Genomic DNA, 21,646 nt, shown 5'->3' with positions numbered 1-21,646 from the left:
GCTGCCCGGAACACTGGGTGAATGCCCTGAGGAAAGGCCGCGCTTAGGGCGTGTGGAAGTTGGCAAACCCCTCTGAGCGGGATCGGGATCGCACCCGGTTCGCGAGGGGTCCCGGAGCTGCGCGGAAAATTGGCCCAGTCGGCAACACCGGAAATGTTGCAGCCCGAACCCGGTGCAGACGATCTGGCGACCGCGCAGCTCACGGCATTTTTGGCGCAGTGACATGCGTGCACCGCGCGTCAACAGATCACGACAGGCCGGTTGCGCTGGGATTGGTGCGATGGCCGACCGGCCAGAGCAGACCCGGCCTTTCCGTCACTGCGCGGAAATGGTGCTGCCAGCGGCAGAAAACCGCATAAGACACGGAAAAGATTTGATGATATGATCATCTATCTCTATGAGGGCGGAAAGATCCAGATCGACATCCAAATCCGGCATGCGGCATCCTTGGTGCCTCGCGTTGCGCGGGCATCCGGGCCAAGGCGGCCTTGCCGGGTGTGGATCTTGCCGGGGTCCGGCTCGTGCGTCGTGACGATGGTCGCCGCGCGGCCGCGGTTTGAGGGAGCTGCGGCGAGCCGAACTCCGGCAAGGCTCAGGATGGCGTGAGTATAGCGGTTTCTATTCGGTTTCAAAACTGAACAAAGCGACACTTCGTTCCAGTTCGTTGACCGCGAGGTTGCGGTTGATCGGTGCCTGCGCCCGCGAGGCGCAGTTCTGGCGTTCGCAGAGGAAGCAGTTCAGCCCGATATCGGTTGGTTCGGCGCGTTCCAGATCGATGCTGTCGGCATAGATAAGACGCGGCGCAAAGGTCACGTCGCAGCCGAGCCCGACCGCAAGACGCGGTGCCGGTGCCTGGGCGCTGCCCCCTGCACGGGTCACAGTGCGCGCGACCGAGAAATAGCGCGTTCCCTCTGGCATCCGGATGAGTTGGGTGTGAATGCGGCCAGGCGTTTCAAAGGCCGCATGGATATTCCAGAGCGGGCAGGTCCCCCCGAAGCGCGAGAATGGGAAGCGCCCGGCGCTGAAGCGTTTCGAGACATTGCCCGCCCGGTCGATCCGCACGAAGAAAAACGGGATGCCGCGCGCCTCTTGCCGTTGCAGCGTGGTCATGCGGTGCGTGGTCTGCTCGAAGCTGGTCCCGAAGCGATGGCTGACCACCTCGATGTCGTAGCGCTCGGATTCGCAGGCGGCGAGGAAGGGCTGATAGGGCATCAGAAGCGCGGCGGCGAAGTAGTTCGCCAGGCTGACGCGGGCAAGGCTGCGCGAGGCGTCGCCTTCCAGCTCGGCGTCGGACATGACCTGCTCGATCAGATCCTGATGGTTCAGCCGCGCCAGCAGCACCGCGATCTGAAATCTGCGGCTGGCGGCGTCGAGCAGCTCGGACAGCAGCAACTCCTTGCGGTGCGGATCATAGCGGCGCAGCGTGCCGCCCATCACCGCGGCGGGCAGGCGGCGCACGCGGATGCTATGCGCGGCGAGCATCTTGTGCAGCCCCATCCCGCTTTCGTCGCGATGGATCCGGTTGTACATCGCCACTTTCTCGGCCTCGCGGTCGAGCGCGTCGATATAGTTGCGGTTCTCGTAAAACCAGTCATGGACCTGCTCGACCGGTTTTGCCACCTGCGCCAGCGCCTCGACCTTGTTGCGATCGGTGAGCGGATTGCTTTCCGCCTGACCGCGCATCATCGCGTCCCGCAGCCGGCCTTGCAGCCGGACCAGCGCGGAGGCGACGCGGGGCGAGGCTTGCAGCACCGCCTCGATCTCGGCCCGGCTGACCCCGTCCGTGTCCAGCGATGGGTCTTTGAGCGCCGCCTCGAAATCGGCGGCGAGCTGGGCGTCGGTGCCCGGTGCCAGCTCGGCCACGTTCAGGTCATAGACCTGCGCCAGCCGCATCAGCAGCTTGGCCGAAGCGGGGCGCTGATCGGATTCGATCAGGGTGATGTAACTTGGCGACACGTCGAGCTGTTCGGCCATCTGAGCCTGTGTCAGCCCCAACGTCGTGCGCAGCACTTTCAGCCGCTTGCCGATGATGAGCTTTTCGCCTCGCACCATGTTACATTCCTTACATTACAAACGTAACTAAACTTACAAATGTGACAGAATGACCTCATTCCCGTAACAGACTAATGCATATGCAGCATGACATTACTAGAGTGACAATTGTAGGGACGGGGGAATCACCCGCGAAACGAAACACTGCCTGTCACGAAGGGGCGCCAGCATGACCACGGGCCAGACCACCGCAAACCGCCGCATCGCGCTTGCCGCGCCGTGCCGCCGGGATCGGTTTCGCCCGGTTGAAGCAGGGCCTGTGCCGACGCGTCGTGACCGGCCACGCGATCCCGATTTCCGGATTATGTCATGAAAGGAGAGACCATGACGCACCGCAAGAGCTATGCCGAACTGCGCGCTGATGTCGAAAAGCGCTTCCCCAAGGGTCAGACCGCCGGCGGGGTGAGCGTCGACGACATCGTGCAGCTGAAGCTCCAGAACAGCTATGACACCCATCTCGACATTGCGCGCCACATGGCGAGTGTGATGCGCGAGGATATGGCGGCCTATGATGCCGATCCGACGCTGTCCACCCAGTCGCTGGGCTGCTGGTCGGGCTTTCACGCGCAGCAGATGATCAAGTCGGTCAAGCGCCTGCGCGGCACCACAAAGCGCGCCTATGTCTATCTGTCGGGCTGGATGGTTGCCGGTCTGCGCAACACCTGGGGCCATCTGCCCGACCAGTCGATGCACGAAAAGACCGCCGTCGCCGATCTGATCCGCGAGATCTATGTCTCGCTGCGTCAGGCCGATGAAGTGGCCATGAACGACCTGTTCAAGGAGCTGAAGACCGCCGGAAATGACGAGGCGCGCAACGCTGTCATCGAGAAGATCGACAATTTCGAATCCCATGTCGTGCCGATCATCGCCGATATCGACGCGGGCTTCGGCAATGAGCACGCGACCTATCTGCTGGCGAAGGAACTCATCCAGGCCGGTGCCTGCTGCCTTCAGATCGAAAACCAGGTGTCCGACGCCAAGCAGTGCGGCCACCAGGACGGCAAGGTCACCGTGCCGCGCGAGGACTTCATCGAGAAGCTGCGCGCCTGCCGTCTGGCCTTTGAAGAGCTGGGCGTGGATGACGGTGTGATCGTGGCGCGGACCGACAGTCTCGGCGCGGGTCTGACCCAGAAGGTTCCGGTCAGCCAGCAGCCGGGCGATCTGGCGGCGGAATACATCAAATGGCTCAAGACCGAGCCGATCACCGATCAGAACCCGATGCAGGAAGGCGAGCTGGCTCTGTTCCAAAACGGCGAATTCGTGAAGCCGCAGCGTCTGGCGAACGGGCTGTTTCCGTTCAAGGAAGGCTCGGGCCGTGATCGCGTGATCGAGGATTGCATCGTTAACCTGACCGAAGGTGGCGCCGATATGGTCTGGATCGAGACCGATACCCCGAATGTCGATGAAATCGCCGGCATGGTGAATGCGGTCCGCGAGGTCGTGCCGAATGCCAAGCTGACCTATAACAACTCGCCCAGCTTCAACTGGACGCTGAACCTGCGCAAACAGGTCCGCGACCAGTGGATCGAGGAAGGCAAGATCCAGGCCGGTGACTATCCGGAAGGGAACGAGCTGATGAAGCCGGAATTTGACGATACCGAGCTGGGTCAGGAAGCCGACGCGCGTCTGCAGAACTTCCAGCACGATATCTCGACCCGTGCCGGCGTGTTCCACAACCTCATCACCCTGCCGACCTTCCACCTGACCGCAAAGTCCATGGACGAGCTGTCGCGCGGTTACTTCGGCGAGGACAAGATGCTCGCTTACGTCAAGACGGTGCAGCGCGAGGAAATCCGCCGCGGCATCTCGGCGGTCAAGCACCAGCACGAGGTGGGTTCCGATCTGGGCGACACGTTCAAGGAAATGGTCGGCGGCGACCGTGCGCTGAAAGCGGGCGGCGAGGCCAACACGATGAACCAGTTCGCGGCCGAATAAGGCTCTGTAAACTACCGGTTCCCGCCGCTATGGTGGCGGGGACTCTGAACCGGAGGACCGAGACATGAACGCAGATACCGAATTCCAGCGCGTCGACCTTCCCGAAGCCGACCGCGAAACCCGCGCCATCCACCGCGTGGCCGAGGCCGTCCACCGCGTCAACGAGGCGGTGCAGCGCGCCGTCAACGAGGGCGTGTCGGTGGAACTGATCCGCGTCTCGCGCTTCCACAATGGTGCCGGCGCCTGGGGTGATCAGATCGTGCCGACGATCCGCGGCACCGGCGACAAGGCCGAGGGCGACGCCAAGGGCTGAGCGCTTGATGAACTAATGAAAAAAGCGGGTCCGGGCGGCCCGCTTTTTTGGTTTTGCGTATATCACAGAAGGCAGCATGTGGCCCTTCTCGACCATCGCCCTACGACAAACTCCCAGATGGCGACTATGTCCCGCCGAACCGCCATCCACGTACCCACCACCTCTTTCACGAAGCGCGATTTCACGCTACATACCGCATTTGACCCCGCGACCCCGCAAGGTGACGCCATGACGACCGATCTCGACCGCCCCGTGCTGACCCCGCCCAATGGCGAAAAGAAAGTGCTGCTGCATAGCTGCTGCGCGCCCTGTTCGGGTGAGGTGATGGAGGCGATGACCGCGTCGGGGATCGACTACACGATCTTTTTCTACAACCCGAACATCCATCCGCATGAGGAATATCTGCTTCGCAAGGATGAGAATATCCGCTTTGCCGAAGAACATGACGTGCCTTTCATCGACGCGGATTACGACAGCGACAACTGGTTCGCCCGCGCCAGAGGGATGGAGTGGGAGCCAGAGCGCGGCATTCGCTGTACGATGTGCTTCGACATGCGTTTCGAGCGGACAGCGCTTTACGCGCATGAGCATGGGTTTCCGGTGATGACCTCCAGCCTCGGGATTTCGCGCTGGAAGGACATGAAGCAGATCAATGGCTGCGGGGAACGCGCGGTGAAGCCCTATGACGGCCTCGAATACTGGGATTTCAACTGGCGCAAGGGCGGCGGCGCGAACCGCATGATCGAGATTTCCAAGCGCGAGGAATTCTACATGCAGGAATATTGCGGCTGCGTGTATTCGCTGCGCGACACCAATCGCCACCGCCGGGAGGTCGGGCGAGGCCCGATCGAAATCGGCAAGATGTTCTACGGACGCGACGACCAGACCGGCTAGCGCGGTCCGGCGACGGTCGAATAGGGGGCGAAGCGACTGCTGGTCGGCTCGGCCGCGACCGGGCTGCCGATCATCGGGAAGGCGCGCTGCGGGCAGGCGTCGCGCTCGCACAGCTTGCAGCCCGGCCCGATGGGCGTGGCGGCGTCGGGGCCGTGCAGATCCATCCCGTCGGCATAGACCAAGCGCTCGGCATGGGCGATGTCGCAGCCCAGCGCCACGGCGAAATGCTTGACCGGCGCGCCGAAGCGCCCGCCGCCCTGGCTGACCGTCCGCGCCATCCACAGATAGCGCCGCCCATCCGGCATCTGCGCGAGCTGGCGTAACAGCGTGCCCGGCCGCGAGAACGCGTCATAGATCGTCCAAAGCGGGCAGGAACCGCCGAAGCGCGAGAAATGGAAATCCGTGGCGGATTGTCTTTTCGAGATATTCCCGGCCCGATCCACCCGGATGAAGAAGAACGGCACCCCCTCGGCGCCGGGGCGTTGCAGAGTCGACAGCCGGTGGCAGGCGGTTTCGAAGCCGATATCGAACCGGCGCGACAGCCGCTCGATGTCATAGCGCAGCGCCTCGGCGGTGGCGCGAAACGCGCCATAGGGCAGGATCAGCGCGCCGGCGAAATAATTGGCCAGCCCGATCCGAAGCAGCGGCAGAGCGTCGGCAGGCAGGCCCGAGGCATCGCAGAGCCGGTCGATGGTCGGGCTTTCCTCGAGCAGGGCAAGCTGGGTGCCGATCTGGAAACTGCGCTGAGCGTCGCTGAGATCTTCCGAGACCTGCAACAGCCGCTGCGCCGGATCGAAGCGGCGCTGCATGCCTTTGGCGGCGCGCATCTCGACGCGGATGCCGTGGCGATCACGCAGATAGGTGGTCAGCGCGTCAGCCCGCCCGGCGATGGGCAGCAGGTTGCCAAGCGGCTCGGCGGCGCGGTCCAGCTCTGCGATATGGTTGCGGCGTGTGTAGAAATAGTCGCGCACCGCCTCGAACCCGGTTGCCGCGGGCATGTCGGGCTGGCCCGAGATCTGTTCGGCCAAGAGATCAGCCCTTTCAGTCGCATTGCGCAGGCGGCGGCGCATGTCGAGGATCAGCTTGGCCAGGCCGGGCGCGTTATCGGCGAGATCATGCAGCTCGGCGGTGCTGATCGACGCGCCCTGATCGGCGAAAGCCGCGCGCAACCGAGATGTCAGCCGCCCGTCCCCGGCCTCTTGGAATGGCTGCGCCTCGGCTCCGAATTGCGTGTCCAGACGTTGCAGCACGCGCAGGGTCAGCGGGCGCTGATTCCGCTCGATCTGGTTGAGATAGCTGGGCGACAATTCGAGCGCGCGGGCCAGTGCCGCCTGTGTCATGCCGTGGCTTTCGCGCAAACGGCGAAGCTGCCTGCCGAGATAAGCATTCTTCATCGTCTCACCTTTGCAAAATTTGCACGCTGTGCTGAGCGGCTTCGCAACTCTGTGCAACTTCTGTCTTTACTGCGATTGCCGTCGCATGGGAAGTTGCGACCAGCAAATCTTGCGAAGACCCGGCGGACCGCGATCCGCCCCGGACCGCCCGCGCCAGCCAGGCGCTGCCTCGCAAGGGTCAACTGACAGGAGAGATGTCGATGAAAACCCATGAAGTGCGCACATATAAATCGGCCGAGAACCTCGCCCGCGAGGATCAGCTTGGCTGGAAGATCGCCGAGGTTGCCGCCGATGATGTAGCGGTGGACGCCGACGTCACCGAGATGATCATCAACCGGATCATCGACAACGCCTCGGTCGCTGCCGCATCTGTCGCGCGGCGCCCGGTCGCCTCGGCCCGCGCGCAGGCGATGGCCCATCCTTACAGCCCAGGCGCGACGGTGTTCGGCGTCGACAGCGGTAAGACGATCTCGCCGGAATGGGCGGCCTATGCCAATGGCGTGGCGGTGCGCGAGCTGGATTTCCACGACACTTATCTGGCGGCGGATTATTCGCATCCCGGCGACAATATCCCGCCGATCCTCGCCGTGGCGCAGCATACCGGCAAATCCGGCGCCGATCTGATCCGCGGTCTTGCAACGGGTTACGAAATTCAGGTCGATCTGGTCACCGGCATCTGCCTGCATGAGCACAAGATCGACCATATCGCCCATCTCGGCCCGTCAGCGGCCGCTGGCATCGGCACGCTTCTGGGCCTGCCGACCGAGGTGATCTTTCAGGCCGTCCAGCAGGCGCTGCATGTCACCACCACCACCCGCCAGTCGCGCAAGGGCGAGATCTCGTCCTGGAAAGCCTATGCTCCGGCCTTCGCGGGCAAGATGGCGATCGAAGCCGTAGACCGGGTGATGCGCGGTGAAGGCGCGCCATCCCCCGCATGGGAGGGTGAGGACGGCTTTATCGCCTATCTGCTGTCGGGGCCGGGCACGGTCTATCACGTGCCGCTGCCCGAGAAGGGCGAGGCGAAGCGCGCAATCCTGGACACCTATACCAAGGAGCATTCGGCGGAATACCAGTCTCAGGCGCTGATTGACCTGGCCCGCCGCATGGGGCGGAAGATCGGCGATCTGAGCCAGATCGACAATATCGTGATTCACACCAGCCATCACACCCATTACGTGATCGGCACCGGCGCGGGCGACCCGCAGAAGATGGATCCCAAGGCCAGCCGCGAGACGCTGGACCATTCGATCATGTATATCTTCGCGGTCGCGCTAGAGGATGGCGGCTGGCACCACGAGAAATCCTATGCGCCGGAGCGTGCCAACCGTCCCGAGACGGTCGAATTGTGGCACAAGATCTCGACCACCGAGGACAAGGAATGGACGCGGCGCTATCACTCCAAGGACCCGAAAGAAAAGGCCTTTGGCGGGCGCGTCGTCGTGACGATGAAAGATGGCAGCGTGGTCGAGGATGAGCTGGCGCTGGCCGACGCCCACCCCGATGGCGCGCGGCCCTTCATCCGCGAGAACTACAAGAAGAAATTCCTGACCCTGTCGGACGGTATCATCGCCGCCGCCGAGCAGGAGCGCTTCCTGCAGGCGGTCGAGGCTCTGGCTGATCTGAAGGCCGGCGATCTGGCGGCGCTGAACTTCATCGTCGAGGCCGGAAAACTGGGCGAGCAGCGCCCGACGGGGATTTTCGACTTCGGAAAATAAGGGAGGACAACATGGCCAAGAAAGCCAAGAAATCCGTGGCGCTGTCGGGGGTCGAGGCCGGGAATACTGCGCTTTGCACCGTGGGCGAGACCGGCAACGACCTGCATTACCGGGGCTATGACATTCTCGACATCGCCGAGGCCGCGACATTCGAGGAGATCGCGCATCTGCTGGTCCATGGCGAATTGCCGACCAAGGCGCAGCTTGCCGCCTATGAGGCCAAGCTTGCGCGGCTGCGCGGGCTGCCTGCCTCGGTCAAGGCGGTGCTGGAACAGCTGCCCGCCGCCGCCCATCCGATGGATGTGATGCGCACCGGGGTCTCGGCACTTGGCTGTGCGCTGCCCGAGGCGCATGACCATAATCTGGCGGGCGCGCGCGACATTATCGACCGTCTGATGGCGTCGCTGGGGTCGATGCTACTGTATTGGTATCATTACAGCCAGAATGGCCGCCGGATCGAGGTCGAGGGCGATGAAGCTTCGATCGCCGAACATTTCCTGCGGCTGTTGCATGGCAAGACGCCAAGCGACAGCCAGATCCGGGCGATGCAGACCTCTCTGATCCTCTATGCGGAACATGAATTCAACGCCTCGACCTTCACCGGGCGCATGGTCGCGGGGACGGGCGCGGATATGTATTCCGCGATCACCGCCGCCATCGGTGCGCTGCGTGGACCGAAACATGGCGGCGCGAATGAGGTCGCTTTCGACATCCAGTCCCGCTATGGCTCGCCCGACGAGGCGGCCGAAGATATTCGCCGGCGCGTCGCTGAAAAACAGATCGTGATCGGCTTCGGCCATCCGGTATATACCGTGGCCGATCCGCGCAACGAGGTCATCAAGCGGGTGGCGAAGCAGCTGTCCGAGGAATCGGGCGATACGCGGATGTTCGACATTGCCGAGCGGATCGAGACGGTGATGGCGGAAGAACGCAAGATGTTCCCCAATCTCGACTGGTTCAGCGCGGTGTCCTATTACCAGATGGGCGTGCCGACGGCGATGTTCACGCCCCTCTTCGTGATCTCGCGCAGCTCCGGCTGGGGGGCGCATGTGATCGAGCAGCGCGAGGACGGAAAGATCATCCGACCCTCGGCGCATTATACCGGACCGGAGAACCGGGAATTTGTGCCGCTCGCGAAGCGGGGATGATCCAAGCGGCGGCGGTGCTGAGCGGTGAGCGTTCGCACCGTTGGGCGCGGAACGCGCCCGCCATGGGGCGGGCGTACGCGTGGCTGCCGCTGGCGCGACAGCCGGGGCGAGGCGGATCTCGGCGCAGAGCTTTGAAGAACAAGAAGGATGGAACACATGCCATATCTCATCGGATCCGATTATCCCGACCGCCCTGCGGGCGAGCGCTTTCAGGAATTGCTGGATGCGCCCGGCATCCTGCGCTTGCCCGGCGCGCATAACGGCCAGTCGGCGCTGCAGGCCAAGGCGGCGGGGTTCGAGGCGCTGTATCTGTCGGGCGCGGCGATGACGGCCTCGATGGGGCTGCCGGATCTGGGGATCATCACCGTGGATGAGGTCGCATTCTTCATCCGCCAGATCGCGCGGGCCAGCCAGTTGCCGCTGCTGGTGGACGGCGATACCGGCTATGGCGAGGCGTTGAATGTCATGCATATGGTGCGCAGCTTCGAGGATGCGGGCGCCGGCGCGGTGCATCTGGAAGACCAGCTTCTGCCGAAGAAATGCGGCCATCTGAACGACAAGAAACTGGCAAGGGCCGAGGATATGGCCGCCAAGGTCGCCGCCGCCGCCAGGGCCCGCCGCCATCTGCGCATCATCGCCCGCACCGACGCCGCCGCCAGCGAGGGGATCGAAGGCGCGGTCGCGCGAGCCAAACTCTATGTCGAGGCCGGTGCCGATGCGATCTTCCCCGAGGCGCTGACCTCGGTCGAGATGTTCAAGGAGGTCCGCGCCGCGCTGCCCGGTGTGAAACTTCTGGCCAACATGACCGAATTCGGGCGCACCCCGGCGTTGACGGCGCAGGAATTCGAGGATCTGGGTTACGATATGGTGATCTGGCCGGTCTCGTCGCTGCGGGTCGCGAACAAGGCGCAGGAAAAGCTTTATGCGACGCTGGCGCGCGACGGGGCTACCACGGCGATGCTGGACGAGATGCAGACGAGGCAGGAGCTTTACGAGACCATCAAGCTCGGCGAATTCGAGGCGCTTGACGCAACCATCGCCGCCTCGGTGGCGCCGGACTGGCAAGCCTGACCGCCTTGTGACCCGCCGCCGATAAATCAGCGCCGCACCCTTTCGGGAGCGACGTTTTTCGTGGCGGTGCTCATCCGGCTCACGCCGCCCGCGGCCGGACCCGTGTGCCGAAGATTGTCAAAGCAGCAATTCGGCCTCGCTGCCGGCCATTTCGGCGCTGTATTCGGGCGGTGCTCTGGCCGGGCCGATCAGAGGCGCGCGCACCGGACCAAGCAGCGCGCTTCCCTGTCCCAGCAGCGAGCCGCGCTCGCCGCCGATCACCGCGAGCGAGCCGGGCATGCCGGTGCGCCCGGTCCCTTTCGGCGCGCCGAGCAGCATGCGGTTGTCAACGATACGCACTCTCTGCGCTGCGCGGGGCGGTATCGCAAGCTGCGCCGGATCGGCCGCGGCGAATCGATTATAGGTTGCCGACATGTCCCGCATCCCCTCGAAGCCCCGCGCCTGCAAGCCTGCCCGAAGCTCATCGAAACGTGCCAGATAACGAGTCGCATGGACTTGCGTGCGCGAATGAAACGCACCCGCCGCCTTGCGCCAGTCGCCGAATTCGGCCTGAAGTTCGCTGACGAAGCGCGCCGCATAGCGGGCATTGTTCAGAGGGTCGAACATCTCGGCCACCGAGGCGAAATGCATGCCGTGCCACCGGTAATTCAGCTGGAAACAGCCGATATCGAGGTTCAGCCGGCCACGCGCGACCCGATCCTCGGCAAAGGCGAGCGCACTGCCGGGATCGTCGAACCAGCTTCCCTTGCCCTCTGCATTTACGCTCCAGGCCCAGGGGCGGACGACGCCGTCGCGATTGCGCCCGGTCTCGGTCAGGGTCAGCGCGCCAAGAATATCTGGCGGCACCCCGGCCTCGGCCGCGGCGGTCTGCGATGCCCATTCGCATAGCGCTGCCGGCTGTTCCGGCGCGGCGCGCGCAAGCTGCGGCAGAAGCAGAAGCAGAAGGAATACGAATCGCATGACGCTCAGCCTAGCCGAGGTGCATTAACGCGTGGTTGATCTCTGAATCAGACGTGGCGTTTTGCATTCTTCGCGCCGATGACTTACATCGCCCGGAGCCGTGCGAAGCGCATCAGAGCCTGCGCGGCGGATCGGGTTTAACGCGAGCAGATGCGGATGAATGTCACCGAACAGGCAAGGCTCTCGGTCGCGCCGATGATGGACTGGACCGACAGGTTCTGCCGTGGGTTTCACCGGATCCTCTCGCGGGAGGCCCTGCTTTACACCGAGATGGTGACCGCCGCCGCGATCATCCATGGCCCCCGTGCGCGGCTGTTGCGTCGGGACGCGCCCGAGAACCCGGTGGCCTTGCAGATCGGCGGCTCGGACCCCGAAGAGCTGCGCCGGGCCACCGCGCTGGCCGCGCCCTTCGGATATGACGAGGTCAACCTGAATGTCGGCTGCCCCTCGGATCGGGTGCAGTCGGGTTGTTTCGGCGCCGTGCTGATGAAGACGCCGGGGCTGGTGGCGGAATGCGTCCGCGCCATGATCGCCGAAAGCGCGGTCGAGGTGACGGTGAAATGCCGCATCGGCGTGGACGATCAGGACCCTGACACGGTGCTGCCCGATTTCCTGAACCAGATGCAGGATGCCGGGGTGCGGCGGATCACCATCCACGCGCGCAAGGCCTGGCTGGAGGGGCTGAGCCCCAAGGACAACCGCGAGATTCCGCCGCTGGATTATCCGCTGGTGCATCGCATGAAGACCCGGTTCCCGGAACTGCATCTGTCGATCAATGGCGGCATCGCGCCGGGCATGATCGAGGACCAGCTCTGGCTGATGGACGGGGTGATGGTGGGCCGCGCCGCCTATCATCAGCCCTGGGACATCCTTGGCGAAGCGGACCGGCTCTGGAACCGCGAGCCGCCCTGCAAAGGCCCCGTGGAGGCGGCGCTGGCGATGCGCCCGCAGATCGTGGCCTGGCTGGAGGAGGGCGCGCGGATCCATCAGATCACGCGGCATATGCTGGGGCTGTTTCATGGCCGACCCGGTGCGCGACTGTGGCGGAGAGTGCTCAGCGAGGGTGCGCATAAGGCGCAGAGCCCGGCCGAGGGGCTGGCGCTCTACGATGCGGCGCTCGACCAGATCCGCGGCGCGATGGCAGCGGCATGACCGCAACGCTGCTGATGCCCCTGCTCACGCTGACCGCGGCCGGTGCCTTTGCCGGGGTGCTCGCGGGGCTTTTGGGCGTTGGCGGCGGGATCGTTCTGGTGCCGGTCCTGCTGTCGGTGTTCGGCCAGATGGGTTACGGCTCGCCCGATCTGATGCAGATTTGCCTGGCCACCTCGCTGGCGACGATCATCGTGACCTCGGCGCGCTCGGTCATGGCCCATCACCGCCGAGGCGCGGTCGACTGGCCGATCTTGCGGGACTGGGCGCCGGGCATCGCGCTTGGCGCCGGGATCGGGGTGCTGACCGTAGCGCAGCTGCGCAGCGAGACGCTTCAGGTTATCTTTGCCGTGCTGGTCATCGTCATCGCCAGCTATATGCTGCTCGGTCGCGCGGATTGGCGTCTGGCCGAGACCATGCCGCGGGGTCCGGTGAAATATGTCTATGCGGGGATCACCGGCTTCTGCTCTGTGCTTCTGGGGATCGGTGGCGGCTCAATGGGGGTGCCGCTGATGACGCTGCACGGGCGGCCGATCCATCGCGCCGTGGCCACGGCGGCAGGGTTTGGCGGGCTGATCGCGCTGCCATCGACGGCGCTGTTCCTTTTGACCCCGGCCGACAACCCGCCGCCCGGCACATTCGGCGCGGTGAACCTGCCTGCCTTTCTCATCATCATCGCCATGACGTTGCTGACCGCGCCGCTCGGCGCGGCGCTGGCGCATCGCAGCGATCCGCGGCGGCTGAAGCGGATCTTCGCGTTGTTCCTTGCCCTGGTTGCGGTCAATATGCTGCGCAAATCGCTTTTCTGAAAGGATCCCGCAATGTCTCACGGCCCCGCCCAACCGATCTCGGCTCGTCCGGGCAATGCGCTGCGCGGCGAGGCTGTGATCCCCGGCGACAAGTCGATCAGTCACAGGGCGCTGATCCTGGGCGCGATGGCGGTGGGGCGCAGCCATATCACAGGTCTTCTCGAAGGTCAGGATGTGCTGGACACCGCCAAGGCGATGCAGGCTTTCGGTGCAAAGGTCGAGCGCCTCGGGCCGGGTGAATGGATCGTCGATGGCGTCGGCGTCGGCGGTTTCGCGGAACCCGAGAGCGTGATCGATTGCGGCAATTCCGGTACCGGGGTGCGGCTGATCATGGGGGCGATGGCGACCACGCCGATCACGGCCACCTTCACCGGCGATGCCAGCCTCTCGAAGCGCCCGATGCGCCGCATCACCGACCCGCTGAGCCTGTTCGGCGCCGAGATCACCTCGCGCGAGGGCGGGCTGCTGCCGGTGACCATCAAGGGGGCCGTGGACGCGCTGCCGGTGCGCTATCGGACCCCGGTGGCCTCGGCGCAGATCAAGTCGGCAGTGCTGCTCGCCGGGCTGAACGCGCCGGGCGAGACCGTGGTGATCGAGGCCGAGCCGACGCGGGATCATTCCGAACGGATGTTGGCCGGATTTGGCGCGATCATCACCACCGAGACGACGGAAGAGGGCCGCGTCATCACGCTGAAAGGTCAGCCCGAGCTTGTCGCCCAGAAGGTCGCCGTGCCGCGCGACCCGTCTTCCGCGGCCTTCCCTGTCGCGGCGGCGCTGATCGTGCCGGGGTCCGTGATCCGGGTGAATGGAATCAGCCGCAACCCGACGCGGGACGGGCTTTACGTGACGCTGGCCGAGATGGGTGCGAATCTCACCTGGGAAAACGACCGCGAGGAGGGCGGCGAGCCGGTCGCCGATCTGATCGTCCGTCATTCGGCACTGCGCGGGGTCTGTGTCCCGCCGGAACGGGCGGCCTCGATGATCGACGAATTCCCGATCCTCTCGGTGATCGCGGCGATGGCCGATGGCGACACGGTGATGAATGGCGTGGCCGAGCTGAGGGTCAAGGAATCCGACCGGATCGATGCCATGGCCAAGGGGCTGCGCGCCAATGGCGTCGAGGTTTCCGAGACAGGCGACAGCATGACCGTCCACGGCAAGGGGATCATTCCAGGAGGGGGGGCGCCGGTCGAGACCTATCTGGACCACCGCATCGCGATGTCATTCCTTGTCGCAGGTCTGGCTGCGCAAGCCGCGATCGCCGTCGATGACGGCGCCGCCATCGCGACCTCTTTCCCGGATTTCGTGCCGCTCATGCGCGGGCTCGGGGCCGCGTTGGGTTAATCCGTATCGATCCTGATGTCCGGGGATGAGCGTCTGCTGACGCGCTCATCGCATTTCGCCTCGATATTGTTGCCGTCGGGATCGAGAACAAAGGCCGCGTAATATCCCGGATGGTAATCGCGGGGACCGGGGGCGCCGTTATCCCTGCCGCCCGCGCCGAGTGCCGCGGCATAGAAGCGCTTCACGGCATTCCGGTCGCTGGCCTGAAAGCACAGATGCACCCTGCTGGGGGCCTCGCCGGGGGCGATCTGGTCGATCATCAGCTCGTCGCACTCCATCCAGTCCCGCCCGCGCCCGCTGCAATCCCCGCGGCCAAGCGCATCGAGCACCGCCTGGTAGAACTCTCGCGCACGGCCGAAGTCCGACACGCGCAGATGGATATGGTCGATCAATCGTCCCTGATAATAGCTCATCAATACGCTCCCTCGGGCGCAACGCCCCGTTTGCTGACAGGTTCCGCCAACCTCTGGACCCGGCGCGTGCTTTGCGGCATAGACAGGGCAGGAACGGCAAAGGAGCTTGCCCATGTGGATCGTTGACCGCATTCTGACCTGGTGGCGAGGGCAGACGCTGAACACTCAGATCTGGACCGCGCTGCATGGCGATAAGGTCGGCGAAGACGATCAGGGTAACATCTATTACCAGTCAAAGAACGGAAAACGTCGCTGGGTGATCTATCACGGCGAATCCGAGGCCAGCCGGGTGCCGGTCGAATGGCATGGCTGGCTGCACCACACCTATAAGGAACCGCCGACGAAGAATCCGCTGCCGCGCCGCGAGTGGGAGCTTCCGCATCAGATGAACATGACCGGAACCCCGCAGGCCTATCGCCCGAAATCCTCGCTTTATCTCGCCGATCCGAAAGAGCGCAGCGATTACGACGCCTGGCAGCCCGAGTAATACCGCCAAGCTGCCGGTTTCGTGAACCCGAGGGATGGGCTCGGGACTTGCCCGACGCCCTGCGGATCGGGCATGTAACTGCGGCAGGCGCTGATGACCCCGCGCCGCAACACCGCCGACATCTGGAATGAACCGCCATGATCCGCAACAGTATCGCCGCCACCCTCGCCCTGCTCGCCAGTGCCGCGGCGCTGCCCGCTTCGGCGCAGAGCGGGGTCGAGACCAGCCGTGGTAGTGGCGCGGTGCTGCGTGCGCTCGACAAGGTGACCAGCCAGCTCACCGACCTGGAACTCGCGCCCGGCGAGGCGGCGGATATCGGGCGGCTGAATGTCCGTCTGGGAGAGTGCCGCTATCCCTCTGCGGACCCGAATTCGGATGCGTTCGCGCAGCTTGTCATCACCGACCGCAACAGCAGCGCGACCTTGTTTGACGGCTGGATGATCGCGTCTTCCCCGGCCCTCTCTGCGCTCGACGATGCGCGTTACGATGTCTGGGTGCTGGGCTGCCAAAGCGCCTGACGTTCGGGAAGGGGCAGGGCGGCAAGATCTGCGTCAAGCCTGATCGCGGCTGACAGGCGTCGATGATATTCGACCCGCGGAATGGTCTGACCGCCCATCGAGACCAGATGCCCGGTCGGATACTGCGTATCGAACAGCGCAAAGCCGCATTGCGCCAGATGCGCCGACAGCCAGATCAACGCCGCTTTCGACGCATTGTCGCGCTGCGAGAACATGCTTTCGCCGAAAAACGCCCCGCCGATGCTCAGCCCGAACACACCGCCGATCAGCGCGCCAGCACCGTCGCGGATCTCCAGCGAATGGGCATGGCCCTTGGCATGCAGCGCGGCGTAAAGCCGGGAGAGCGGCTCGTTGATCCAGGTTTCGTCGCGATCCGCGCAGCCCCGCACCACCGCCATGAAGTCCCGGTTCAGCGTGGCCTGCCAGTCGCAACGCCGCAGATGCCGCCGCATCGAGCGCGAAACATGGACCCTACCCACCGGCAGCACGCCTCGCTCGGGCGGATCGAACCAGTGCAACGCCGGATCGCTCGCCGAAACCGCCATGGGGAAGATGCCATTGGCATAGCCCCACAGCATCTGTTCCGGTGTGATCAAGCGGGCGCGTTCTCCGATAGCCATTTCTCGAGCCAATGGATCGAGTAATCGCCGGACTGGATATCTGGCTCCTGCAACAGAGCGGTAAAGAGCGGCATGGTGGTGTCCACCCCGTCCACGATCAGTTCGGACAGCGCGCGGGACAGCCGCGCCAGCGCCTCGGGCCGGTCGCGGCCATGCACGATCAGCTTGCCGATCAGGCTGTCGTAATAGGGTGGGATGACATAGCCGTCATAAATCGCGCTATCCATCCGCACGCCAAGCCCGCCCGGCGCGTGAAACTGCGTGATCTTGCCCGGAGAGGGGCTGAAATTCGGCAGTTTCTCGGCGTTGATCCGAACCTCGATGGCATGGCCGCCGATGTTCAGATCGTCCTGCGACAGCTCCATCTGCTCACCGGCGGCGACGCGGATCTGTTCGCGCACGAGATCGACGCCGAAAATGGCTTCGGTCACCGGGTGTTCGACCTGAAGCCGCGTGTTCATCTCGATGAAATAGAACTCGCCGTCCTCATAGAGAAACTCGATCGTGCCCGCGCCGATATAGCCCAGCTTCTGCATCGCGTCAGAGCAGATCTTGCCGATACGCGCCCGCTCTGCCGGGCTGATCGACGGGCCGGGGGCTTCCTCCAGCACCTTCTGGTGACGGCGTTGCAGGGAGCAATCCCGCTCGGCCAGATGCACTGCATTGCCCTTGCCGTCGCCAAAGACCTGGATCTCGATATGGCGCGGCCTTTGCAGGTATTTTTCGATATAGACATCGGGGTTGCCGAAGGCGGCCTTGGCTTCCGAACGGGCCGTGCGGAAGGCGACTTCCAGCCCCTTTTCGTCATGCGCGACCTTCATGCCGCGCCCGCCGCCACCGGCGGTAGCCTTGATGATGACCGGATAGCCGATTTCAGCGGCGACCCGCTTGGCGTCATCGACCTCGTTCACCCCGCCTTCTGATCCGGGAACAACCGGGATGCCCAGATCCTTCGCGGTTTCCTTGGCGGTGATCTTGTCGCCCATGATGCGGATATGTTCGGCCTTGGGGCCGATGAAGGTGATGCCGTGATCTTCCAGCATCTGCGCGAAGGCGGCGTTTTCGGACAGGAACCCGTATCCCGGATGAACGGCCTGAGCGCCGGTGATCTCGCAGGCGGCGATGATCGCGGCGGGGTTCAGATAGCTGTCAGTTGAAGAGGGCGGGCCGATGGCGACCGACTCGTCGGCCATGCGGACATGCATCGCATTGGCGTCGGCGGTCGAGTGGACGGCGACGGAGCGGATGCCCATCTCGCGCGCGGCGCGAATGACGCGCAGCGCGATCTCGCCGCGATTGGCGATCAGGATCTTGTCGAACATCCCGGCCTCATTCCACGACCATCAGGGGCGCGCCATATTCGACCGGCGTGCCGTCATCGACCAGAATGCGCTTTACCGTTCCAGATTTGGGCGACGGGATGTGGTTCATCGTCTTCATCGCCTCGACGATCAGCAGCGTGTCACCCTCGGCGACCTTCTGGCCAACGCTGACGAAGGGCGCAGCACCCGGTTCGGCCGAGAGGTAGGCCGTGCCGACCATGGGCGAGGTCACAGCGCCGGGCAGATCCGCCGGATCGGCATCGCCGCCGGTTGCGCCGGGCGTTGCCGTCGGCGTGGCCGGGGCCTGAGGTGCCGCAGCGGGGGCAGGGGCGAGTGCGGCCGGCGCCATAGCGGGCGCGGCCTGCACGATCTGCTGCTTGCCATGTTTGGACAGGCTGACCGTCAGCCGGTCATTCTCGCCATATTCGCGCTTGACGCTGAGTTCCGAAAGCTCGCTGCTGTTCAGAAGCTCTGCCAGCGACTGAATGAACGCGACGTCGCTTTCATGATTCTTGCCGGATTTCCCGAATGCGGTCATGAGGATCCTCTGCCTTCTGTGCCCGCGTCTCACGCGCGGTAATCAATTGGCGGCTTATACCGCGTATTAACCACCAAGTGAACGGAAATTGGCGGCGAATCAAGCCCGTCCGGCGCGACTTGGCGGTGATTTCACCCGATAATATGGGCGCCGATGCGGCGCGGCCACAAGAGATGGTATCTGCCGGACGACATGCGCGGGATGCTGCGGCCAGAACCGCGCCCCGCGCGCGGTGACGCGGCGCTCAGCCTCGCCCCGCCTTTTCAGCCACGCCCGAAAGCCCCTCGCGTCGCGTTAGCTCGTCTGCGACATCGGCCAGCGACAGGCCCCGCGAGGCCAGCATGACGGCGAGGTGATAGACCACGTCCGCCGCCTCCGAGCCCAGCCGGTCACGGTCGCCCTTGACCGCCTCGATGATCGCCTCGACGGCCTCTTCGCCGAATTTTTCGGCGCATTTCTCGGGGCCTTTGGCCAGCAGCTTCGCGGTCCAGCTTTCCTCGGGATCGGCGGACTTGCGGGCGGCGATGGTCGCGTCCAGCCGGCCGAAGGCGTCGTAATCGCTCATGTCAGCCTCACGGGGATGCCGGCAGAGGCCATATGGGCCTTGGCCTCGCCGATGGTGTAGGTGCCGAAATGGAAGATCGAGGCGGCCAGCACCGCGCTTGCCCCGCCCTCGACCACGCCCTCGACAAGGTGATCCAGCGTCCCGACCCCGCCCGACGCGATCACCGGCACATCCACAGCGTCCGCAATGGCGCGGGTCAGCGGCAGGTTGAATCCGGATTTCGTGCCGTCGCGGTCCATCGAGGTCAGCAGGATTTCTCCGGCACCTTTCTCAGCCACGAGCCGGGCGAACGCCACCGCGTCGATGCCGGTCGGCCTGCGCCCGCCATGGGTGAAGATCTCCCAGCGCCCGTCTTCGGTGGTCTTGGCGTCGATGGCGCAGACGATGCACTGGCTGCCGAAACGGTCAGCGGCCTCGGCGATCACGTCAGGATTTGCCACCGCAGCCGAATTGAACGACACCTTGTCCGCCCCCGCCAAGAGCAGCGCGCGCACATCGCGATGCGTGCGCACGCCCCCGCCCACGGTCAGCGGCACGAAACATTGCTCTGCCGTGCGCGTGACCACATCGAACATGGTCCCGCGATTCTCATGAGTGGCGTGAATATCCAGAAAACAGATCTCGTCGGCGCCCGCCGCGTCGTAGGCCTTGGCGGCCTCGACCGGGTCGCCGGCATCGACCAGATCGACGAAATTCACGCCCTTGACCACGCGGCCATCGGCAACATCGAGACAGGGAATGATGCGGGTCTTCAGCATGGGGTGACAGATAGCCTTCCCGGAACGGCGAGGGAAGGGCTCAGCGAGCCGGACCGTCATCGTCGTCCGGCCCCTTCAGGATCAGCGCGTGAAACAGCGCCGCCGCCGCCCCGCCGAACAGGATCGCCCAGAAGATATTGCTTTGCGACAGCTCGAAGACGGCCCAGCCCAATGGCAGCACGACACAGGCCACACGGACCCAGAGCTTGCGGAAGAATGGGTGGTTCGGGTCGATCAGCATAATCCTGTCATAGCCGCGGATCCAAGGCGCGGGAAGGGGGCGCTGCCCCCTCGCCAGCCGGTGCTGGCTCACCCCCGGGATATTTCGCTCAGGGTGAGATCAGCCGCGCAGCGCCGCCAGCGCCGCGCCGAGATCCAGCGCGCCATCGTAAAGGGCCCGGCCCGAGATCGCCCCGGCGATCACCCCGGTGTCGCGCAAGGCGGTCAGATCCTCCATCGAGGAGACCCCGCCCGAGGCGATGACCGGGATCGAGACGGCGCGGGCCAGCGCCTCGGTCGCGGCGATGTTCGGCCCGCCCATCGCGCCGTCGCGATCGATATCCGTATAGATGATCGCCGCCACCCCGGCATCCTCGAAGCTGCGCGCGAGATCGGCGGCTTCGACGGTGGTGTCCTCGGCCCAGCCTTTTGTCGCGACATAGCCCTTGCGGGCGTCGATGCCGACCGCGACCTGACCGGGGAAGGCGGAAGCGGCCTGTCGCACCAGATCCGGGTTCTCGACCGCCACGGTGCCAAGGATCACGCGGCGCAGCCCCTTGCCGAGCCACATCTCGATCGTCGCCATGTCGCGGATTCCGCCGCCGAGCTGGGCCGGGATGCCGGTCGCCGACAGGATCGCCTCGACCGCCGCCGCGTTCACCGGCTGGCCGGCGAAGGCGCCGTTCAGATCGACCAGATGCAGCCACTCTGCGCCAGCCTCCTGGAAGGCTTGTGCCTGCGCCGCCGGATCGGTGCCGAACACCGTCGCGGCCTCCATGTCGCCGCGCAGCAGGCGCACGCAATTTCCATCCTTCAGGTCGATGGCAGGGTAGAGGATCATCGCGCGGGCTCCGGTCTCGTGTTGCGCCGGGCTTTGCCACAGGGGCGGGTCAGGGGCAAGCACGGCCTCCGTCGCGTCAAGCAGCTTTGGGACCCTACGTCAGACTTGCGTGAATCGCCGCCCTGGCCTTTCATCCCCGAAAGCGATGATCTCAGGGAGGAGACCATGAAGACGTTTGCACTGGCCGCCGCGCTCGGCCTGCTGGCCGGGGCCGCATCCGCCGATCCGATCGAGGGGCTGTGGCAGACCCAGCCCGATGAGGGCGCCTTTGCCTATGTCCAGATCGGGCCTTGCGGCGACGCCTATTGCGGGACCATCACCCGCAGCTTCAAGGGCACCTCGGAGTATCAGTCGCCAAATATCGGCAAGCAGATCGTCATCGGCATGGCCCCTCAGGGGGGCGGCGATTACAAGGGCAAGGTGCTGCGCCCGGCCGACGGCAAGATCTATAACGGCAAGGCGAGCGTCAACGGCGACCGCATGAATCTTGCGGGTTGCGTGGCCGGTGGCCTGATCTGCAAGAACCAGACCTGGGCAAGGATCCAGTAAGCCGGCCGAGGGAATTTCAGAGGCAGCCATGC

General features: G+C 64.7%; 24 protein-coding genes. 12 read left to right on the top strand and 12 right to left on the bottom strand.

The annotated features are described in order from the left end of the window. Positions 1-315: 315 nt before the first annotated feature. Together PAF18_RS10565 and PAF18_RS10560 are read right to left on the bottom strand one after the other, a co-directional pair. On the bottom strand, positions 316-438 hold the full coding sequence (locus tag PAF18_RS10565; RefSeq protein ID WP_271115686.1) for a hypothetical protein: 123 nt from the start codon (positions 436-438) through the stop codon (positions 316-318). 180 nt (positions 439-618) lie between these two features. Continuing rightward, positions 619-2,052 carry a helix-turn-helix domain-containing protein gene (locus PAF18_RS10560; protein ID WP_271115685.1) on the bottom strand — a complete coding sequence of 478 codons (1,434 nt, stop codon included), beginning with the start codon at positions 2,050-2,052 and terminating at the stop codon, positions 619-621. 324 nt (positions 2,053-2,376) lie between these two features. Here PAF18_RS10560 and PAF18_RS10555 point away from each other — a divergent pair, with 324 nt between their 5' ends. From PAF18_RS10555 to PAF18_RS10545, 3 genes are all read left to right on the top strand, one after another. Beyond that, on the top strand, positions 2,377-3,987 hold the full coding sequence (locus PAF18_RS10555; RefSeq protein ID WP_271115684.1) for an isocitrate lyase: 1,611 nt from the start codon (positions 2,377-2,379) through the stop codon (positions 3,985-3,987). Positions 3,988-4,051: 64 nt separating this feature from the next. Further along, positions 4,052-4,300, top strand: coding sequence for a hypothetical protein (locus PAF18_RS10550; protein ID WP_271115683.1), 249 nt, complete (start codon positions 4,052-4,054; stop codon positions 4,298-4,300). 228 nt (positions 4,301-4,528) lie between these two features. Beyond that, positions 4,529-5,194, top strand: a complete 666-nt coding sequence (locus tag PAF18_RS10545) for an epoxyqueuosine reductase QueH (RefSeq protein WP_271115682.1) — start codon at positions 4,529-4,531, stop codon at positions 5,192-5,194. Here PAF18_RS10545 and PAF18_RS10540 read toward each other — a convergent pair. Then, positions 5,191-6,588 carry a short-chain fatty acyl-CoA regulator family protein gene (locus PAF18_RS10540; protein ID WP_271115681.1) on the bottom strand — a complete coding sequence of 466 codons (1,398 nt, stop codon included), beginning with the start codon at positions 6,586-6,588 and terminating at the stop codon, positions 5,191-5,193. The two genes, PAF18_RS10545 and PAF18_RS10540, sit on opposite strands and share 4 nt — an antisense overlap. A gap of 200 nt (positions 6,589-6,788) precedes the next feature. Between PAF18_RS10540 and PAF18_RS10535 the strand changes: the two genes are divergently transcribed. From PAF18_RS10535 to prpB, 3 genes are all read left to right on the top strand, one after another. Continuing rightward, the gene (locus PAF18_RS10535) at positions 6,789-8,303 is read left to right on the top strand and encodes an MmgE/PrpD family protein (RefSeq protein ID WP_271115680.1); all 1,515 of its coding nucleotides are present in this window, start codon (positions 6,789-6,791) and stop codon (positions 8,301-8,303) included. A gap of 11 nt (positions 8,304-8,314) precedes the next feature. Then, positions 8,315-9,451, top strand: coding sequence for a bifunctional 2-methylcitrate synthase/citrate synthase (gene prpC, locus PAF18_RS10530; protein WP_271115679.1), 1,137 nt, complete (start codon positions 8,315-8,317; stop codon positions 9,449-9,451). Positions 9,452-9,607: 156 nt separating this feature from the next. Continuing rightward, the gene (gene prpB / locus PAF18_RS10525; protein ID WP_271115678.1) at positions 9,608-10,522 is read left to right on the top strand and encodes a methylisocitrate lyase; all 915 of its coding nucleotides are present in this window, start codon (positions 9,608-9,610) and stop codon (positions 10,520-10,522) included. A 117-nt stretch (positions 10,523-10,639) separates the two neighbouring features. On the opposite strand, the gene PAF18_RS10520 is transcribed toward prpB, so the two are convergent. After that, positions 10,640-11,482 (bottom strand): lysozyme family protein, encoded by an 843-nt coding sequence (locus tag PAF18_RS10520; protein WP_271115677.1) that lies wholly within the window; start codon positions 11,480-11,482, stop codon positions 10,640-10,642. A gap of 156 nt (positions 11,483-11,638) precedes the next feature. Between PAF18_RS10520 and dusA the strand changes: the two genes are divergently transcribed. Genes dusA through aroA form a run of 3 tightly spaced genes read left to right on the top strand, consistent with a single transcriptional unit; the run spans position 11,639 to position 14,784 of the window. After that, positions 11,639-12,634, top strand: a complete 996-nt coding sequence (gene dusA / locus PAF18_RS10515; RefSeq protein WP_271115676.1) for a tRNA dihydrouridine(20/20a) synthase DusA — start codon at positions 11,639-11,641, stop codon at positions 12,632-12,634. Next, a complete protein-coding gene (locus PAF18_RS10510) occupies positions 12,631-13,440 on the top strand; it encodes a sulfite exporter TauE/SafE family protein (protein WP_271115675.1) in 810 nt (269 codons plus the stop codon). The genes dusA and PAF18_RS10510 overlap by 4 nt, the downstream gene beginning before the upstream one ends. Before the next feature lie 12 nt (positions 13,441-13,452). Next, on the top strand, positions 13,453-14,784 hold the full coding sequence (aroA, locus tag PAF18_RS10505; protein ID WP_271115674.1) for a 3-phosphoshikimate 1-carboxyvinyltransferase: 1,332 nt from the start codon (positions 13,453-13,455) through the stop codon (positions 14,782-14,784). Here the strand turns inward: aroA and PAF18_RS10500 are convergent. Then, entirely contained in the window at positions 14,781-15,197 is a 417-nt protein-coding gene (locus tag PAF18_RS10500; protein WP_271115673.1) for a VOC family protein, read from the bottom strand. The genes aroA and PAF18_RS10500 overlap by 4 nt on opposite strands. 112 nt (positions 15,198-15,309) lie before the next feature. On the opposite strand from PAF18_RS10500, the gene PAF18_RS10495 reads away from it, so the two are divergent. Both PAF18_RS10495 and PAF18_RS10490 read left to right on the top strand, forming a co-directional pair. Beyond that, positions 15,310-15,684 carry an NADH:ubiquinone oxidoreductase subunit NDUFA12 gene (locus PAF18_RS10495; RefSeq protein ID WP_271115672.1) on the top strand — a complete coding sequence of 125 codons (375 nt, stop codon included), beginning with the start codon at positions 15,310-15,312 and terminating at the stop codon, positions 15,682-15,684. A gap of 137 nt (positions 15,685-15,821) precedes the next feature. After that, positions 15,822-16,202 (top strand): DUF2155 domain-containing protein, encoded by a 381-nt coding sequence (locus tag PAF18_RS10490; RefSeq protein ID WP_271115671.1) that lies wholly within the window; start codon positions 15,822-15,824, stop codon positions 16,200-16,202. On the opposite strand, the gene aat is transcribed toward PAF18_RS10490, so the two are convergent. From aat to hisA, 7 genes are all read right to left on the bottom strand, one after another. Further along, positions 16,166-16,822, bottom strand: coding sequence for a leucyl/phenylalanyl-tRNA--protein transferase (aat, locus tag PAF18_RS10485; RefSeq protein ID WP_271115670.1), 657 nt, complete (start codon positions 16,820-16,822; stop codon positions 16,166-16,168). The genes PAF18_RS10490 and aat overlap by 37 nt on opposite strands. Continuing rightward, positions 16,795-18,144: an acetyl-CoA carboxylase biotin carboxylase subunit gene (accC, locus tag PAF18_RS10480; RefSeq protein WP_271115669.1), complete on the bottom strand. Its 1,350-nt coding sequence runs from the start codon at positions 18,142-18,144 to the stop codon at positions 16,795-16,797. Before accC ends, aat begins: the two co-directional genes overlap by 28 nt. Before the next feature lie 7 nt (positions 18,145-18,151). Beyond that, complete coding sequence (gene accB, locus PAF18_RS10475; protein ID WP_271115668.1) at positions 18,152-18,682, bottom strand: acetyl-CoA carboxylase biotin carboxyl carrier protein; 531 nt, start codon at positions 18,680-18,682, stop codon at positions 18,152-18,154. A gap of 244 nt (positions 18,683-18,926) precedes the next feature. After that, positions 18,927-19,247 carry a phosphoribosyl-ATP diphosphatase gene (locus PAF18_RS10470; RefSeq protein WP_271115667.1) on the bottom strand — a complete coding sequence of 107 codons (321 nt, stop codon included), beginning with the start codon at positions 19,245-19,247 and terminating at the stop codon, positions 18,927-18,929. Then, positions 19,244-20,005 carry an imidazole glycerol phosphate synthase subunit HisF gene (gene hisF / locus PAF18_RS10465; protein WP_271115666.1) on the bottom strand — a complete coding sequence of 254 codons (762 nt, stop codon included), beginning with the start codon at positions 20,003-20,005 and terminating at the stop codon, positions 19,244-19,246. Before hisF ends, PAF18_RS10470 begins: the two co-directional genes overlap by 4 nt. A gap of 40 nt (positions 20,006-20,045) precedes the next feature. Continuing rightward, positions 20,046-20,246 carry a hypothetical protein gene (locus PAF18_RS10460; protein ID WP_271115665.1) on the bottom strand — a complete coding sequence of 67 codons (201 nt, stop codon included), beginning with the start codon at positions 20,244-20,246 and terminating at the stop codon, positions 20,046-20,048. A 99-nt stretch (positions 20,247-20,345) separates the two neighbouring features. After that, on the bottom strand, positions 20,346-21,065 hold the full coding sequence (gene hisA / locus PAF18_RS10455; protein WP_271115664.1) for a 1-(5-phosphoribosyl)-5-[(5-phosphoribosylamino)methylideneamino]imidazole-4-carboxamide isomerase: 720 nt from the start codon (positions 21,063-21,065) through the stop codon (positions 20,346-20,348). A gap of 165 nt (positions 21,066-21,230) precedes the next feature. On the opposite strand from hisA, the gene PAF18_RS10450 reads away from it, so the two are divergent. Beyond that, positions 21,231-21,614: a DUF2147 domain-containing protein gene (locus PAF18_RS10450; RefSeq protein ID WP_271115663.1), complete on the top strand. Its 384-nt coding sequence runs from the start codon at positions 21,231-21,233 to the stop codon at positions 21,612-21,614. Positions 21,615-21,646 lie beyond the last annotated feature (32 nt).

The sequence above is a fragment of the Paracoccus sediminicola genome, assembly GCF_027912835.1.
In the GTDB taxonomy this organism is placed as follows: domain Bacteria; phylum Pseudomonadota; class Alphaproteobacteria; order Rhodobacterales; family Rhodobacteraceae; genus Paracoccus; species Paracoccus sediminicola.
Note: the sequence above shows the minus strand (reverse complement) of the source record. Positions and strands in the feature narration are given on the sequence as shown.

Bases quoted from the DNA above. Each gene is read 5' to 3' on its own strand.
- PAF18_RS10560 (WP_271115685.1), bottom strand. From the start codon at position 2,052: ATGGTGCGAGGCGAAAAGCTCATCATCGGCAAGCGGCTGAAAGTGCTG.
- prpC (WP_271115679.1), top strand. From the start codon at position 8,315: ATGGCCAAGAAAGCCAAGAAATCCGTGGCGCTGTCGGGGGTCGAGGCC.
- PAF18_RS10460 (WP_271115665.1), bottom strand. From the start codon at position 20,246: ATGCTGATCGACCCGAACCACCCATTCTTCCGCAAGCTCTGGGTCCGT.
- accC (WP_271115669.1), bottom strand. From the start codon at position 18,144: ATGTTCGACAAGATCCTGATCGCCAATCGCGGCGAGATCGCGCTGCGC.
- PAF18_RS10520 (WP_271115677.1), bottom strand. From the start codon at position 11,482: ATGCGATTCGTATTCCTTCTGCTTCTGCTTCTGCCGCAGCTTGCGCGC.
- prpB (WP_271115678.1), top strand. From the start codon at position 9,608: ATGCCATATCTCATCGGATCCGATTATCCCGACCGCCCTGCGGGCGAG.
- PAF18_RS10500 (WP_271115673.1), bottom strand. From the start codon at position 15,197: ATGAGCTATTATCAGGGACGATTGATCGACCATATCCATCTGCGCGTG.
- PAF18_RS10535 (WP_271115680.1), top strand. From the start codon at position 6,789: ATGAAAACCCATGAAGTGCGCACATATAAATCGGCCGAGAACCTCGCC.
- PAF18_RS10545 (WP_271115682.1), top strand. From the start codon at position 4,529: ATGACGACCGATCTCGACCGCCCCGTGCTGACCCCGCCCAATGGCGAA.
- PAF18_RS10495 (WP_271115672.1), top strand. From the start codon at position 15,310: ATGTGGATCGTTGACCGCATTCTGACCTGGTGGCGAGGGCAGACGCTG.
- aat (WP_271115670.1), bottom strand. From the start codon at position 16,822: ATGGCTATCGGAGAACGCGCCCGCTTGATCACACCGGAACAGATGCTG.
- PAF18_RS10540 (WP_271115681.1), bottom strand. From the start codon at position 6,588: ATGAAGAATGCTTATCTCGGCAGGCAGCTTCGCCGTTTGCGCGAAAGC.
- PAF18_RS10450 (WP_271115663.1), top strand. From the start codon at position 21,231: ATGAAGACGTTTGCACTGGCCGCCGCGCTCGGCCTGCTGGCCGGGGCC.
- PAF18_RS10470 (WP_271115667.1), bottom strand. From the start codon at position 19,247: ATGAGCGATTACGACGCCTTCGGCCGGCTGGACGCGACCATCGCCGCC.
- PAF18_RS10555 (WP_271115684.1), top strand. From the start codon at position 2,377: ATGACGCACCGCAAGAGCTATGCCGAACTGCGCGCTGATGTCGAAAAG.
- PAF18_RS10550 (WP_271115683.1), top strand. From the start codon at position 4,052: ATGAACGCAGATACCGAATTCCAGCGCGTCGACCTTCCCGAAGCCGAC.
- aroA (WP_271115674.1), top strand. From the start codon at position 13,453: ATGTCTCACGGCCCCGCCCAACCGATCTCGGCTCGTCCGGGCAATGCG.
- PAF18_RS10565 (WP_271115686.1), bottom strand. From the start codon at position 438: ATGCCGGATTTGGATGTCGATCTGGATCTTTCCGCCCTCATAGAGATA.
- hisA (WP_271115664.1), bottom strand. From the start codon at position 21,065: ATGATCCTCTACCCTGCCATCGACCTGAAGGATGGAAATTGCGTGCGC.
- PAF18_RS10490 (WP_271115671.1), top strand. From the start codon at position 15,822: ATGATCCGCAACAGTATCGCCGCCACCCTCGCCCTGCTCGCCAGTGCC.
- PAF18_RS10510 (WP_271115675.1), top strand. From the start codon at position 12,631: ATGACCGCAACGCTGCTGATGCCCCTGCTCACGCTGACCGCGGCCGGT.
- hisF (WP_271115666.1), bottom strand. From the start codon at position 20,005: ATGCTGAAGACCCGCATCATTCCCTGTCTCGATGTTGCCGATGGCCGC.
- dusA (WP_271115676.1), top strand. From the start codon at position 11,639: ATGAATGTCACCGAACAGGCAAGGCTCTCGGTCGCGCCGATGATGGAC.
- accB (WP_271115668.1), bottom strand. From the start codon at position 18,682: ATGACCGCATTCGGGAAATCCGGCAAGAATCATGAAAGCGACGTCGCG.